The 13,442-nt window shown below is 56.6% G+C and carries 17 protein-coding genes; 4 read left to right on the top strand and 13 right to left on the bottom strand.

What is annotated here, in order from left to right:
* Positions 1-3: 3 nt before the first annotated feature.
* Complete coding sequence (locus tag ACFQ14_RS06535; protein WP_377211896.1) at positions 4-1,293, top strand: hypothetical protein; 1,290 nt, start codon at positions 4-6, stop codon at positions 1,291-1,293.
* A gap of 3 nt (positions 1,294-1,296) precedes the next feature.
* On the top strand, positions 1,297-2,010 hold the full coding sequence (locus ACFQ14_RS06530; protein ID WP_377211895.1) for a type 1 glutamine amidotransferase: 714 nt from the start codon (positions 1,297-1,299) through the stop codon (positions 2,008-2,010).
* Positions 2,011-2,016: 6 nt separating this feature from the next.
* Here the strand turns inward: ACFQ14_RS06530 and ureG are convergent, their stop codons facing one another.
* The 10 genes from ureG to ACFQ14_RS06480 are packed head-to-tail and all read right to left on the bottom strand — an operon-like array spanning position 2,017 to position 8,516.
* Positions 2,017-2,631, bottom strand: a complete 615-nt coding sequence (gene ureG, locus ACFQ14_RS06525; RefSeq protein ID WP_377211894.1) for an urease accessory protein UreG — start codon at positions 2,629-2,631, stop codon at positions 2,017-2,019.
* Positions 2,628-3,323: an urease accessory protein UreF gene (locus ACFQ14_RS06520; RefSeq protein WP_377211893.1), complete on the bottom strand. Its 696-nt coding sequence runs from the start codon at positions 3,321-3,323 to the stop codon at positions 2,628-2,630. Before ACFQ14_RS06520 ends, ureG begins: the two co-directional genes overlap by 4 nt.
* Positions 3,271-3,744, bottom strand: coding sequence for an urease accessory protein UreE (locus tag ACFQ14_RS06515; RefSeq protein ID WP_377211892.1), 474 nt, complete (start codon positions 3,742-3,744; stop codon positions 3,271-3,273). Before ACFQ14_RS06515 ends, ACFQ14_RS06520 begins: the two co-directional genes overlap by 53 nt.
* Positions 3,741-4,037, bottom strand: a complete 297-nt coding sequence (locus ACFQ14_RS06510; RefSeq protein WP_377211891.1) for a putative quinol monooxygenase — start codon at positions 4,035-4,037, stop codon at positions 3,741-3,743. The genes ACFQ14_RS06515 and ACFQ14_RS06510 overlap by 4 nt, the downstream gene beginning before the upstream one ends.
* Before the next feature lie 13 nt (positions 4,038-4,050).
* On the bottom strand, positions 4,051-5,763 hold the full coding sequence (ureC, locus tag ACFQ14_RS06505) for an urease subunit alpha (RefSeq protein ID WP_377211890.1): 1,713 nt from the start codon (positions 5,761-5,763) through the stop codon (positions 4,051-4,053).
* A gap of 12 nt (positions 5,764-5,775) precedes the next feature.
* Positions 5,776-6,570 carry a lysophospholipid acyltransferase family protein gene (locus ACFQ14_RS06500; protein WP_377211889.1) on the bottom strand — a complete coding sequence of 265 codons (795 nt, stop codon included), beginning with the start codon at positions 6,568-6,570 and terminating at the stop codon, positions 5,776-5,778.
* 5 nt (positions 6,571-6,575) lie between these two features.
* Positions 6,576-6,983: a lysozyme inhibitor LprI family protein gene (locus tag ACFQ14_RS06495; RefSeq protein WP_377211888.1), complete on the bottom strand. Its 408-nt coding sequence runs from the start codon at positions 6,981-6,983 to the stop codon at positions 6,576-6,578.
* Positions 6,980-7,288 (bottom strand): urease subunit beta, encoded by a 309-nt coding sequence (locus tag ACFQ14_RS06490; RefSeq protein ID WP_377211887.1) that lies wholly within the window; start codon positions 7,286-7,288, stop codon positions 6,980-6,982. The genes ACFQ14_RS06495 and ACFQ14_RS06490 overlap by 4 nt, the downstream gene beginning before the upstream one ends.
* A 12-nt stretch (positions 7,289-7,300) precedes the next feature.
* Complete coding sequence (locus ACFQ14_RS06485) at positions 7,301-7,603, bottom strand: urease subunit gamma (RefSeq protein ID WP_377211886.1); 303 nt, start codon at positions 7,601-7,603, stop codon at positions 7,301-7,303.
* Between the two features lie 31 nt (positions 7,604-7,634).
* Entirely contained in the window at positions 7,635-8,516 is an 882-nt protein-coding gene (locus ACFQ14_RS06480; RefSeq protein ID WP_377211885.1) for an urease accessory protein UreD, read from the bottom strand.
* A 77-nt stretch (positions 8,517-8,593) separates the two neighbouring features.
* Between ACFQ14_RS06480 and ACFQ14_RS06475 the strand changes: the two genes are divergently transcribed.
* The gene (locus ACFQ14_RS06475; RefSeq protein WP_377211884.1) at positions 8,594-9,475 is read left to right on the top strand and encodes an alpha/beta fold hydrolase; all 882 of its coding nucleotides are present in this window, start codon (positions 8,594-8,596) and stop codon (positions 9,473-9,475) included.
* Here ACFQ14_RS06475 and ACFQ14_RS06470 read toward each other — a convergent pair whose 3' ends face one another.
* The 3 genes from ACFQ14_RS06470 to ACFQ14_RS06460 form a co-directional block, all read right to left on the bottom strand.
* The gene (locus ACFQ14_RS06470; protein WP_377211883.1) at positions 9,476-10,744 is read right to left on the bottom strand and encodes an ABC transporter permease; all 1,269 of its coding nucleotides are present in this window, start codon (positions 10,742-10,744) and stop codon (positions 9,476-9,478) included.
* A complete protein-coding gene (locus ACFQ14_RS06465; RefSeq protein ID WP_377211882.1) occupies positions 10,741-11,550 on the bottom strand; it encodes an ABC transporter ATP-binding protein in 810 nt (269 codons plus the stop codon). Before ACFQ14_RS06465 ends, ACFQ14_RS06470 begins: the two co-directional genes overlap by 4 nt.
* A 95-nt stretch (positions 11,551-11,645) precedes the next feature.
* Positions 11,646-12,647 carry a taurine ABC transporter substrate-binding protein gene (locus ACFQ14_RS06460; protein ID WP_377211881.1) on the bottom strand — a complete coding sequence of 334 codons (1,002 nt, stop codon included), beginning with the start codon at positions 12,645-12,647 and terminating at the stop codon, positions 11,646-11,648.
* 282 nt (positions 12,648-12,929) lie between these two features.
* Here ACFQ14_RS06460 and ACFQ14_RS06455 point away from each other — a divergent pair, with 282 nt between their 5' ends.
* Positions 12,930-13,193 (top strand): FAD-dependent oxidoreductase, encoded by a 264-nt coding sequence (locus ACFQ14_RS06455; RefSeq protein ID WP_377211880.1) that lies wholly within the window; start codon positions 12,930-12,932, stop codon positions 13,191-13,193.
* Positions 13,194-13,442 lie beyond the last annotated feature (249 nt).

Below are 13,442 nucleotides of genomic sequence, written 5' to 3'. Positions count from 1 at the left end.
ACCATGAACGACCGTCTGCGAGCAATGTTCTGCGATCACTTGGCCATCATGCGCGGCAAATACCTGCCTGCCAGCAAGATCGGTGATGGCGGTTCGCGCTTCTGCCAATCCGTCTTTGGCACCCATTATGACCGTGACCTGCTCAACTCCCCCGGCTCGAAAACCTACGAAGGCCTTCCGGACATGGAGTTGCGCTGGCGCAAGGCTGATATTCGCGATGGCTGGGAGCCGAACACGAAAGTCGTGCTTGGTGATTTGTTCGATCAGAACGGCGCACCCCTTTCCCTGTGCCCGCGCGGCATTCTGCGCAAGGCGGTGGACGATTGGGCGACGCACGGTTTGTCACCAAAGGTCGGTATTGAGCTTGAAGCTTATGCGATGCAGGCGGACGATGATGGTCGATTGATCCCCTATGACGCGCCCGGTGGTGTGGTCTATGGCACAGGGCCTTTCGCCGATCCGCTGCGCTTCAACGACCGCATCTGGCAGGCGGCGGAGGATATGGGTTTCCGGCTGGAAATGATCACGGCTGAATTCGACACACCGCAATTTGAATACACGCTGCAATTCGACGACGCGCTAAAGGCCGTCGACGATATTGTGCTGTTCAAGCAGATGGCGAGGGAGATCGCGCTGGAATTCGGCGTGGTGCTGACCTTCATGCCCAAGCCGATCCCTGAGGCTGGCGGCTCCGGCATGCACATCAATTTTTCATTCGTTGATAAGAAGGGCAACAACGCCATTGCGTCTGGCGAAACGGGCGGGCCTGACAATATGAACGATCTAGCCCGTGGTTGCGTGGCTGGCTTGGTTCACCACCATCAAGGCCTCGCCGGGTTGATCGCTCCAACCGCTCCATCTTACATGCGGCTCCAGCCGGGTAGCCTGTCTGGCTATTGGCAAAATTGGGGCGGCGACCATCGCAACGTGACAACACGCGTCTCCGGCGAAGGCGGCGCGAAGGCGCGGCTGGAACACCGCATGGCCGACGCCTCCGCCAATCCCTATGTCGCGGTGGCCGCTGTGCTTCAGGCAGCGCGGTTGGGATTTGAGAACAAGCACGACCTGCCGCCGATGGAAACCGGCGATGGCTTCGAGCGAAACGATGCAAGAGTTGGCACCGCGCTCAATCTGAAAAAGGCCATCGAACATCTGGCCGCCGATCAGATCTTGGCTGAAGCGGTGGGCACCGATTTCGTGGCAAACCACATCTACATGAAAGAGAAAGAGTTCCGCAAAACCAAGAACCTCGAAGCTGATGCGCTGCGCGACTTCTACATCTGGTTTCTTTAAGCCATGCGCCTCGCCATACTGATTACGAATACCGATCATTCAGATTTCGCAGGAGCGCGGCCCGACGATGCGGTCAAATTCTCCCGCTTCGTCGCCTTGGCGCGTCCCGATTGGTCCTGCACCAGTTTCGATCTGCCGCGCGGCGATGCCCTGCCTAAGCTGGAAGACTTCGACGGCTTCATCATCGGCGGCAGCCCGGCGTTTCTTTCCGACGACCGCCCGTGGATCGCGCCCTTGCTGGAATTTATCCGCGCCGCCCACGCGGATCGCGTGCCTTTGCTGGGCACGTGCTTTGGTCATCAGGCCATCGCTGCTGCGCTTGGCGGTAGGGTGGGGCGAAATGGCGAAGGTTGGGGGCACGGCCTATTGGAACTGCAGATGTTCCAAGTTCCGCCATGGATGAAGGGCGCACCAAAGGTTCGGCGGCTCTATGGCTCCCATGCCGAGCAAGTGTTGGATTTGCCCGATAACGCCACCGTCTGGTGCGCCAGTGAGGGGTGCCCAATAGCGGGGTTCTTTGTCGAAAACTCTATTTTCACCACACAACATCACCCCGAAATATCAGCTGATTTCATGGCCGATCTGGTGGATCATCTGGCAGACTATATGGGGGCTGAAGTGACTGAAAAGGCTAGAGCTTCTCTGATCGATGAAGCGGACAACGCCGCCTTTGCGGAGGCCGCAGCGCAGTTTTTCGAGCAGGCAATACGCGCTTGAGGATTTTCAAAGCCCGCCGTTTGACCTCAACCAGTCAACAATCTCCTCGACACCAATTCCGGTCTTCAGATCGGTAAACTGAACCGCGCGTCCACCGCGCGCGGTGTCGGCATCGCGCTTCATCCGATCAAGGTCAACGCCCACATAGGGCGCTAAATCTTGCTTGTTGACGATCAGCATATCCGAGCGCGCAATCGCCGCGCCACCCTTGCGAGGAATGTCTTCCCCTTGGCAGACCGAGATAACATAGAGCGTCAGGTCGGCCAGATCAGGTGAGAAGGTGGCCGCCAGATTGTCACCACCGGACTCAATGAAAATCACATCCAGATCGTCATGGCGCGACCGCAACTCGGCGATCGCCTGCAGGTTGATTGACGCATCCTCGCGGATGGCCGTGTGAGGGCAACCGCCCGTTTCAACGCCCACAATCCTGTCTGACGACAGCGCCTGCATTCGCACCAAGGCATCAGCGTCTTCGCGTGTGTAAATGTCGTTCGTGACCACCCCAACAGAATGGCTGTCGCGCAGAGCACGGCAAAGCTTTTCCGTCAGCGTGGTCTTGCCAGAACCGACCGGCCCACCAATACCAACGCGCAAAGGTCCGTTGTGAAAAGCGCTCATGTCCTGAACATCCTCGCGTGCCGAGCCTCGTGTCGCATGGTGGCGATATCGGCGAGCGGTGCGAAGCTGCCGATGTCGTCCAGCGTGGCGCAACAGGCATGTTCCACACTATCGGCGATTGCGCTTTCCAGCCGTGCCAGAAGGGCAGCAGCCCCGGTCTGGCCGATCACGGACAAGCGGATAGCGATCTGGGTTTGGTTGGTGATGAACGCGTGGGCATAGGCGGTGGCAACCGTTCCGCGGTCAATCGCGGAAGCCCCAGCCGCTGCGCCGACCGCGACCGGCAGTGCGGGCCTTTCGGGAAATGAGACCGTTTCACCCCAAGCCGCCATCCCGTCGACAAAAGCACGGCCTTGGGCCGTAGTCTCCAGATGCTGCTCTTGCGAGGCGCAGGAGGCGAGAGCGAGTTCGTTGATTTCCGAGATGCGCTCAAGGTCGTCAAAACTGTCCAGCGCGGCCAGCAGAAAGATCAATTCGTTTCGCACTCTGCCTTGGGTGAGCCAGCCCTCCAGCCAATCGCCGAGGCCATCGCCATCCGCAACCCACCCTTCGCTCACGGCATTTTCCAGCCCCGCCGAATATGCAAAGCTGCCGGTGGGAAACACTGGCGAAAGCCATGAGAGGATGCGCAGGAAGCCGCTATCCATGCTGGTGGCCGTGGTCGTGGGCATGGCCACCATGGCCAACGCCATCGTATGCTCCGCCCTCAGGATTGAACGCAGCCTCAACCGGGCGCACCTGTGCGCCAAGGTTCTCCAGCATTTCACCGATGACAGGATCGCGGCGAATGAGAATGTGGTCGTGATGAATTTCTGCAGCCAGATGGCGGTTGCCCAATTGCCATGCGAGCGACAGCAGATGGCGGGCATCTCGGCCGAACACGGCATACAGGTTTTCCGGCTTCGCTTTCACGGCAATTACCCGCCCGTCTTCCAGCACCAAACCTTCACCATCGCGCAGAAGTCGCGTCTCTTCTAGATCGAGCATGAAGTCTTCGCCGCCATCGCTGGTCATGCGCAGGCGGCGGCGGTGGCGACCGGTTTCGTCCAGCGTCACGGTGTCCACAGCACCATCCGCCTTGGCCGAAACAGCTATGGCGCGGGGCAGGCTCAAAGCACTTCGACAGTCGCGTTTTCGATGATTTCAATTTTGCGCGAGACAAAATACTGAGCACCCGCATCGCGCCATGCGATCAAGTGCGGCTCTTTGAAATGCGCTTCGAGATCGGCGCGGCTTTTCCAACGCTCGACAAACATTAAGGTGTTTTCGTCCGTGACGCTTTGAACCAAGTCGTAAGAAATGCATCCCGCTTCGTTCCGCGTGGCCTCAATGCAGGGCATCACGGCTTCCATAATGGCGGGCATGGAACCGGGCTTGATTTCAAAAGTGGCGATCAAATAAAGCATTGGAATTTCTTTCTCAAAACAGGAAATAGCGCTGCGCCATCGGCAAAACTTCAGCCGGTTCACAGGTGAGCAACACACCATCGGCGCGCACTTCATAGGTCTCCGGGTTCACGTCGATTTCCGGCGTTGCGTCGTTCAGTTTAAGCGAGGCTTTGGAAATGCCGCCGCGGGTATTGTTGACCGCCACCATCTGTTTCTCAACGCCCAACCGCTCGCGCAATCCGTCGTCCATCGCAGCTTGCGAGACAAACGTGACGGACGAATTCGTCATCGCCTTGCCGAAGGCGCCGAACATGGGGCGCATATGGACGGGCTGCGGGGTTGGGATGGAAGCGTTCGGGTCGCCCATTGGAGCTGCTGCAATCGTGCCCCCCACCAAAACCATAGCTGGCTTCACGCCGAAGAACGCCGGATCCCATAGGCAGAGATCAGCCCGCTTGCCTTCTTCGATGGACCCTATCTCGTGGGATATGCCGTGAGCGATGGCCGGATTGCTGGTTACTTTGGCTATGTAGCGGCGCACGCGGAAATTGTCGTTGTTGCCGGTCTCCTCGGCAAGCGCCCCTCGCTGTTTTTTCATCTTATCTGCCGTCTGCCACGTACGGATGAGAACTTCGCCCACGCGCCCCATCGCCTGGCTGTCTGAGGCTATGATCGAGAACGCGCCCATGTCGTGGAGAATGTCCTCTGCAGCAATCGTCTCCTTGCGGATGCGGCTTTCGGCAAAGGCGATGTCTTCAGGGATCGACGCATCAAGGTGATGGCAGACCATCAGCATATCGAGATGCTCTTCCAGCGTGTTGACCGTATAGGGGCGCGTTGGGTTCGTAGACGAGGGCAAGACGTTGGGCAGGCCGCAAACCTTGATGATATCAGGCGCATGGCCGCCACCTGCGCCCTCTGTGTGAAATGCGTGAATAGTCCGGCCTTTGAAAGCGGCCACGGTGTCTTCCACAAAGCCACTCTCATTCAGCGTATCGGTGTGGATCATCACCTGAACGTCATAAGCGTCTGCGACCGACAGGCAGCAATCGATGGCGGCTGGCGTCGTGCCCCAATCCTCGTGCAGCTTCAGCGCACAAGCGCCGCCGAGTACCATTTCTTCGAGCGCGGCAGGCTGTGAAGCGTTGCCCTTGCCGGAAAGGCCGATGTTGACGGGGAAAGCATCAAAACTCTGAATCATCCGCCCAATGTGCCAAGCACCCGGCGTGCATGTTGTGGCCAGCGTGCCGTGGGCTGGGCCTGTACCGCCGCCGAGCATGGTGGTCACGCCGGAATGCAGTGCCTCTTCGATCTGCTGCGGGCAGATAAAATGGATGTGGCTGTCAAAACCGCCGGCGGTGAGAATCTTGCCTTCGCCGGCAATCGCCTCTGTGCCAGGCCCGATGATGATATCGACACCGGCCTGCATATCGGGGTTTCCTGCCTTGCCGATCTTGGCGATGCGCCCGTCGCGCAATCCAACATCGGCCTTGTAGATACCCGTGTGGTCAACGATGAGTGCGTTGGTGATGACAGTATCCATCGCCCCGTCAGCACGGGTGGCCTGACTTTGCCCCATGCCGTCACGGATCACTTTACCGCCGCCAAATTTCACTTCTTCCCCATAGGTGGTGAGATCGCGTTCCACCTCAATAATCAGATCGGTATCGGCGAGTCGGACCTTGTCGCCCGTTGTGGGGCCGTACATGGCGGCATATTCGGCACGGGGCAGGGTGGCGGGCATGGGCGTTCTTTCTTATGCGGCCTTGGTTTCAATATCTTCAGGCAGCGGGTCCTTTTCAGCGTCAAACTCGTCCGGCAAAAGGCGGTTTGAAGGAAGTTTGAAGCCGTCCGGCAGCAGCGCAATTGATGCAGTCTCGATACGTTCTTGCAGCAAGGCCATGAAAGTCTCTTTGTCGAGGCCCGGCTCAATCGGTTCCAAAAATTCCAGCACAGCTGTGCCTTGTCGCATTTCCCAATTGTCCAGCGGCCAGAATAGGCCCAAATTGGTGGCAACTGGAACAACGGGGCATTTATAGGCTTCGTACATATGGAAGATGCCTTTGCGGTATCGGTAGTGATAACCCACAGGACAAAGCCGGCCTTCCGGATAGATCAGAATACGACGTCCTTTTTCGCGAGCGCGGGCAAGTTCCTCATCCACCAATCGTTCGCGTGATTTGGCTCCACCGCAATTGTCTACGACAATTGCTTCCATTTTCTTCAAAATCCAGCCAACGCCAAAAACCTTTGCCAGGTGATCGCCCGTCACAATCGCCAGGTCGTGAAATTGCGCAAATGTGGCATAGCCGTCGCCCCAACTCTGGTGTTTGGATGCGATGATTGCGCCACCTTTCGGCACATCGTAGCGGCCACGCACTTCCAGATGTATGCCACCGATCACCCGCATCCAAAACAACATCATCTTCGCATAAGTGCGCAACCAGACAACGAGGAGATGCCGCCCTGGCAGCAACATGAGCGGCATGGCAACGAGGCCAACGGTGATGGATGTTGCCCAATAGGCAATGCGGAAAAGGAAACTACGCATCGGTTTTATCTGCCTTCCAAAAAGGAATGAAGTTCAGCCGTGCGCGCCTTGGTCATTCGCGTCGCGCACATATTGCGCACCATCGATGCCATAGAGCCGTTAAAAAACCGGTCGTGTTCCACGCTGCATTGAGCGTCACGATAAGAAAGCCATGCACGTTGCGCTGCCAAAATGCCGTCTGCAATGCTGGGCGTTCCGTTGGGGGCATCGGCGTCCATCAGCTTTGCGTCTGCACGCACCTTCGACCAAACAGCGTTCAGAGCCGCGTCGGCATCATCGAAGTCGCGCAGTGAGCACACGTTCAGTTCATATTGTGTTGATGGGCTTTCACAATTTGGCTGTTGGGCATGAACGGAGTTTGCCAGAACGACAGAAAATGTTGCGCAGATAAAGGGTAATGCAAGAAGTCTCAATCCAGATCTCCCATCACCTTGCCGTTGAACCCGAAAACGCGGCGGTGGCCGCCCAATGCAACCAGCGCAACATCGCGTTCCTGCCCTGGCTCAAAACGCACCGCGGTGCCTGCCGCAATGTCCAAGCGCATGCCACGCGCGGCCTCGCGATCGAAGTCCAACGCGGCGTTTGTTTCATAAAAGTGATAGTGGCTGCCCACCTGCACAGGTCTGTCGCCCGTGTTCGCAACACGGAGCGTCACCGTCTCCAGCCCTTCATTCAGCGTAACATGGCCTTCGCCTGAAATGATTTCTCCCGGGATCATCGTGCTGCCCTTCTATCGGATCGGTTCGTGGACGGTGACGAGTTTCGTGCCATCGGGAAAGGTCGCTTCCACCTGAATGTCATGGATCATTTCCGCAATTCCCTCCATCACTTGATCGCGCGTTATGACATGGGCGCCCGCCTGCATAAGATCCGCGACCGAACGGCCATCGCGTGCGCCTTCTACGACGAAATCGGTGATCAGTGCGATGGCTTCGGGGTGGTTCAGCTTCACGCCACGCGCGAGACGCTTGCGAGCGACTTCGGCAGCCATAGAAACAAGCAGTTTGTCTTTCTCGCGGGGCGTCAATTGCATGGCGTGTTCGTCTCCGGCGCGAATATGGTCATCATTGGTGCCATACCTTTGGCAAAGTAGCGCCATCATTCAAGAGGCGTAGCGCCGCAATTAACGGCGCGCGCAGCGCGTGTCCGGAGGCGGCGGTTAATCGAACTGCAAGTTTGCCCTGCCAGAACGATGCGCCACCATTGTCGCCGATGATCTGACGAACGGGCTCCAGCAACATTTCGGCTTGTGGCGAAACCAGCAACAGCGTGGCAATTGCAGGATGGCTGTTTGTTCCTGTAGAGGCCGCAAATGCTGATGCTGCATCGCCTTCAATCCCCATATCTTCAGCGTGAATCAGATTGCCGTCGCGCCTTATGCGCCAGCGGTCATGGAAAAATGCGTGTTTTACACTTTCTCCCATGCGCTGCCGCCCAAACAAGACAGCTTCACCCAGCAGCAGCGTTGCATTTGCTGCCATATCTACCGATAGGCTGCGGTTGAAAGAGCTGCGGTCGAAGAGTATTGTCTCTTGTGGCAGCCAGTTCAACCGCGCGTTTTCGCCCAGTTTGAGCGCAATGTCCGAACGGGCAATATCGGCGCTCGCCTTGTAAATGCGCTCGCAGGCTTGGCTGGTAACGGTCAGTTCGCTGTCATCGTCGAGGGTGAACTGCCAAGCCATGCGGTCGCCTCCGGTCAGTCCGCCGGAGGAATTGATCATGACCGCTTCCAGACCGGCACCGTGTTGGCGCGGCAGCCGTATCTTGGCACAACCTTGCTGATAGAGATCGGCAATGCGACTTCGTCCGCCTTTTGATTTCACCTGCAGAAAACCTCGTCCAAAGCTGCGCTGCATTCGTGTTGCAGGCTGTGCTGCGGGTGAGGCTGGCAGGATGGGCGCATCAAACATGAAAATAAGGTTGAACGTGTTTCCCAATGTCGTCAATCCAAAGCCAGCAAGACACTTGCGCGCAACTGGTAGGGGTTCGTAACCTGCTCGGTACGCAACTCCGGAAGGCTCTCATGGCGCAAATAAACGCAAACGGAATTTCACTAGAGGTCGAAGAACAAGGCCCGACGCATGGTGAGCCGCTCATTTTGATCCGAGGCTTGGGCACCCAATTGGTCTATTGGCCGGACGCTTTTCTCGACGGGTTGGCAGAAGTGGGTTGCCGCGTAATCACATTTGACAATCGCGACGTTGGCAAGTCTCAGCGGTGTCCGAAGGAGGGGGTGGTCGATGATGCGATGGGAATCATCGAACGGTTCCATGATGGCAAGCCATTAGACGCTGCCTACACGTTGGATGATATGGCGTTGGATGTTGTAGGTCTGATGGATGCGCTTGGTATCGACAGCGCCCACATCTTCGGCATTTCAATGGGCGGCGGTATCGCGCAACTGTTAGCGATTAATCAACCCCAGCGCTGTCGGTCTGTTACGATTGTCATGAGTGCAGCGCGGTTCAGTGTGGGGTCTGCAATTGAAAAACTGCTCGCTTGGCCATGCACCCGCGATCAATTCGCTGAAGCTCTCATCGCGATGGAAAAAGAGTGGGGGTCGCCGGGCTATCCGATGGACGATGAAACGGTGCGCGACATTGCGCACAGAGCTTATGACCGTGGTTATGACCCCAACGGCATCAATCGGCACGCATTGGCGACGAGTCAGTCTCCAGACCATTCCCAACGCCTGAAAGAAATATCACTTCCCTGCACGGTGATCCACGGAAGCGACGACACGCTTATTCCCCCAATTGCAGGTGCAGAAATTGCCTCGCTCATTCCCGATTGCCCGTTCCACCAAATAGACGGAATGGGCCACACGATCACAGCAGCGCTCACACCCGTTATCGTGCCCTTGGTCGCGCAGACAATGGCTCGCGCCAAGACTGCTGCTGATTGATCAACTGCGGCCTTTCCACGGCACAAGCGCGGTTTCCAGCTTGCGCATCAAGATGTCGATGCCGTAGCCAATCACGCCAATCAGGATAATGCCCATAATCACGATGTCAGTGAGCTGGAAGCGAGAGGCGACCATGATCATCATGCCTGCACCTTTTTCGGCTGCCACCAGTTCGGCAGCAACCACAGTGCCCCAGCAAACCCCCATCGCCACACGCGCGCCGGTGAAAATCTCCGGCAGGGAGTTTGGCACAATTACGTGACGCAGGATTTGCCATTTGCTAGCACCCAGCGAATAGGCTGCGTGTACCTTGGAGATGTTCACACCGGAAACACCGGCCCTTGCAGCAATCGCCATAATCCAGAGTGCGGCGAGGAACAGGAGGATGATCTTTCCCGTCTCGCCAATGCCAGCCCAGATGATGACCAGCGGAATGAGCGCCAGCGGAGGCACAGGGCGCATGAATTCCACAATCGGATCGAACCAACCCCGGAAGTAATCGCTTAGACCCATGGCATACCCAAGCGGAATTCCAACGAGGGCTCCGATTGCGAAGCCTGCAACCACCCGGAGGAGTGACCAAAAGAGGTGCTGCCACAGAGTGAAATTCTGATAGCCCTCACGGCTGATTTCTCCGAAGCGTGCAACAACGGTTTCTGGCGGTGGCAGCCACACAGGCTCCATCTGCATTCCCGAAGGTGCAGCGTAGTTGATCGTGCCTTTGCTCGTCAGCGCCACACGTCCAGCGTCTGTAAATACCGCTTGTCCGGGTGAAATTGGCTGGCCGTCAATCGCAATAATCTTGGCACCATCAGAGCGCTTTATGTCGTCATTGCTGTCCATAACGATCAGCTTTGAGCGCCAAGCAAGCGCATCAACAGCGTCGTTCTTTGCAAAACCATCTCCTGGTTCGGCAGCCATTTTTTCCACGGTCTCGCCACGCTTCGCGACGCGCACGAATACGGTTGCATCATCTGTCGAACCATCAGCAGCTTGCATCGTGTAGACAAACGAGGTGTCGCCAATGAACGGGCCCGGCGCGTGGATAGGCACCCATTTAGAGCCAGTGAACGCGCCCCACAGCAGGAACAAAGTGACTATGGACACAACACTTGCCCAGCGGTTTGGCTTGACCGCACTTTCATCACCGAACGTTACGGTCTTCAAAGAGGTGAAGTCGTCCTTTTTGGTGAAGACCTTCTCGGTCAGCGCTCTGAGAATGAAAAAGAAGGCGGTGAAAATCGCGATATAGACGATGAGAATGATCATGCTGCGCTCTCCTGAGTGCGGCCCATGATTTCTTCTTCCATGTCCCAAATCATCGACAGGATTTCCTCGCGTGTATTGGCGTAGTCCTTGTGCTTTTTCACCTCGCGCAAATCTTGATCGACACCTAAATCAGCAAAGGGCAGGCGGTATTCTTTATGGATACGACCGGGGCGCGGGGCCATCACAAGCAAGCGCTCTCCCAGCAGCAGGGCTTCTTCCACCGAGTGTGTTATGAGGATGATGGTCTTGCCGGTCTCTTTCCAGAGTTTCAAAACCAGAGACTGCATTTTCTCGCGGGTTAGTGCGTCGAGCGCCCCCAGCGGTTCGTCCATCAGGATGACGTCGGGATCGTTGGCCAGGCAACGGGCAAGCGCCACGCGCTGCTGCATTCCGCCTGATAATTCGTAAACCGCTTTGTCTTTGAAATCTCTCAGGCCGACCACTTCAAGCAGATGGTCGACATTGGCACCGTATTGCGAAGCCGACTGTCCCGCCATACGGGGCCCAAAGCTCACGTTGTCACGCACGCTCATCCATTCGAACAGTGCGCCTTGCTGAAACACCATGCCGCGATGGGCGTCCGGCCCTGTCACCAGCTTGTCGTTCAGCATGATGCGGCCCTTCGTGGGCGCGAGAAAGCCCGCAACGATGTTGAGCAGGGTGGTCTTGCCGCAACCCGATGGCCCCAGCACGCTCATCAATTCCCCGGCCTTCAGCTCCAGAGTCACGTCTTGCAACGCTTGAACGTGTCCGCCCGAGGGCAGGTCAAACCGCATGGATATATTGTCGATAAGCAGATTAGACATGGACCCCCGGACCGCGTTTGTGCGGCGCGTTTGAATGTGTGCTGGTGAAGATAGAAGAACGGCGCGAGGTTTCCCCCGCGCCGTGCTTTCGTTGCTTACATGCCTTTAGCGGCAGTGATTGGCCCTGCGTTCACCGCAGCGCTGTAGTCTGGAAGCGCACTGTCGATGCTCTTGGCTTCCACGAAGACGTCGGCCACGCCTTTCATGAAGGTCGCCATGCCGCCATCAAACCACTTCTTGCCCATCTGCTCGTCAATCGACGGGAAAGTCATTGTACCAATGGAAGCTTTGGCACCGTCCAAGTCCATGCCGGACTCTTTAGCAATCACAGCCAACATTTCGTCGCTCTTGTTGGCGTTCCACTCAGCGTTGGCCTCTGCCGTCACCTTCAGGAATTTGGCAACCACGTCACCGTTTTCTGCGATGAAGGAAGCTGGAGCCGAGGTTACGTCAAAAACCAGAATACCAAGTTCTTCTTTTTCGGCGCCCGTCAGAAGCGTGTTGCCGTGCTCTTTCATGCGAGCAAGGCCGCCGCCCCAACCGCATGCGAAATCAACAGCGCCCTGTTCCAGCGCAGCAGCGCCTTCCGGTGGCGCCATGTTGACGACCTGAAGGCTTGCAACATCAACATTGAAGTGAGCCATCTGACGCAAGAAGCCGTAGTGAGCAGCGGTACCGAGTGGCACAGCAACTTTTTTACCGGCAAGTTCGCTAGCATTGTCTTTGGTGACCTCAAGCGCGGTTTTCACGACGCAGTTGTCGTTTTCGGAATAAGAAACGGCCACATCAACAATCTGAAGATCTTGACCGGCAGAAGTTGCGACCACGAACGGTGGCAGGCCTTGCGATACGGAAATCTGAACGTCGCCAGAAGCCATAGCAGCGGACATTGCCGTGCCCGTTTCAAACGCACGCCAGTTGACTTTCGCGCCAAGCGCTTCGTCGTATTTGCCAGCGGCCTTGGCGGCCAGGAATGGCATCGGCCATTCGAGGAAGTAGCCAACCGTGATTTCTTTGGAATGCGAACCAGCGAAGGCTGCAGTGCTGGACAGCGCGACAATGGCGCCAGCCAATACGGTTTTGAGTACTTTTTTCATTCATGTTCTCCCTGAAAGCGTCCCATGGGGACTTTGACTTAGCCGCCGTCGCACCAACTTGTCGCAGCGCTAAAGGTAAGCTGTTGAAAGCTAGGACTGAACTTGAAGGAGTGTCAATGAAATGACCGGGTGGTGAGGGGGTTGAAACCTTCTGGTATCGTGCAAAATCAGAATCTGGCCCACTCGCATTGTAAAGTCGGCTCGTGACGCTGGTCTTGTGCAAATTCGACCAAACAGGGTGAACATGTCTGTTGCAAATATGAAACCGCCCGTTTCTATCGAATGGGAACCTCGCCTGAAACTGACGCCACCGTTCTTGTGAGAGGCGATATTGCGTGCAACGTCCTGGTAATCGGTGCGGGCTCTACCGGCTTACGAGCAGCGCACAAATTGGCTGAGGCTGGCACCACTGTCGTCGTGATTGACGCTAGTGATGTTGGCTATGGCGCTTCTGGCCGCGCAGGTAGGCAGGTCACCCGATCTTGCTTTTTAACAATCCGGACACGCTGCGCAAAAAAGTGGGTGATCGGTATTTTGAGCGCATAACGCAAGCCTATGGCTCATCTGCGGATAGGTTGTTCGGCTTCATTCGTGACTACAAGTTTGATTGCAAGTGCACGGCAATCGCTTGATTGCGGCTTTTGGACAAGCTGGAAGCATTGAGATCGGGATGAATTTCAGGCTGTTTGTTTCGGTCGTTTACCAAAGAGTCAGCGCCAGCAAAAAATTCAAAACCGCTGGTAGACATCTGTTAAGTTTTCGCGTTTAAGTTGCATTTAAGAATTTGTGCAACCT

The organism is Pseudahrensia aquimaris, assembly GCF_042676045.1.
In the GTDB taxonomy this organism is placed as follows: domain Bacteria; phylum Pseudomonadota; class Alphaproteobacteria; order Rhizobiales; family Rhizobiaceae; genus Pseudahrensia; species Pseudahrensia aquimaris.
Note: the sequence above shows the minus strand (reverse complement) of the source record. Positions and strands in the feature narration are given on the sequence as shown.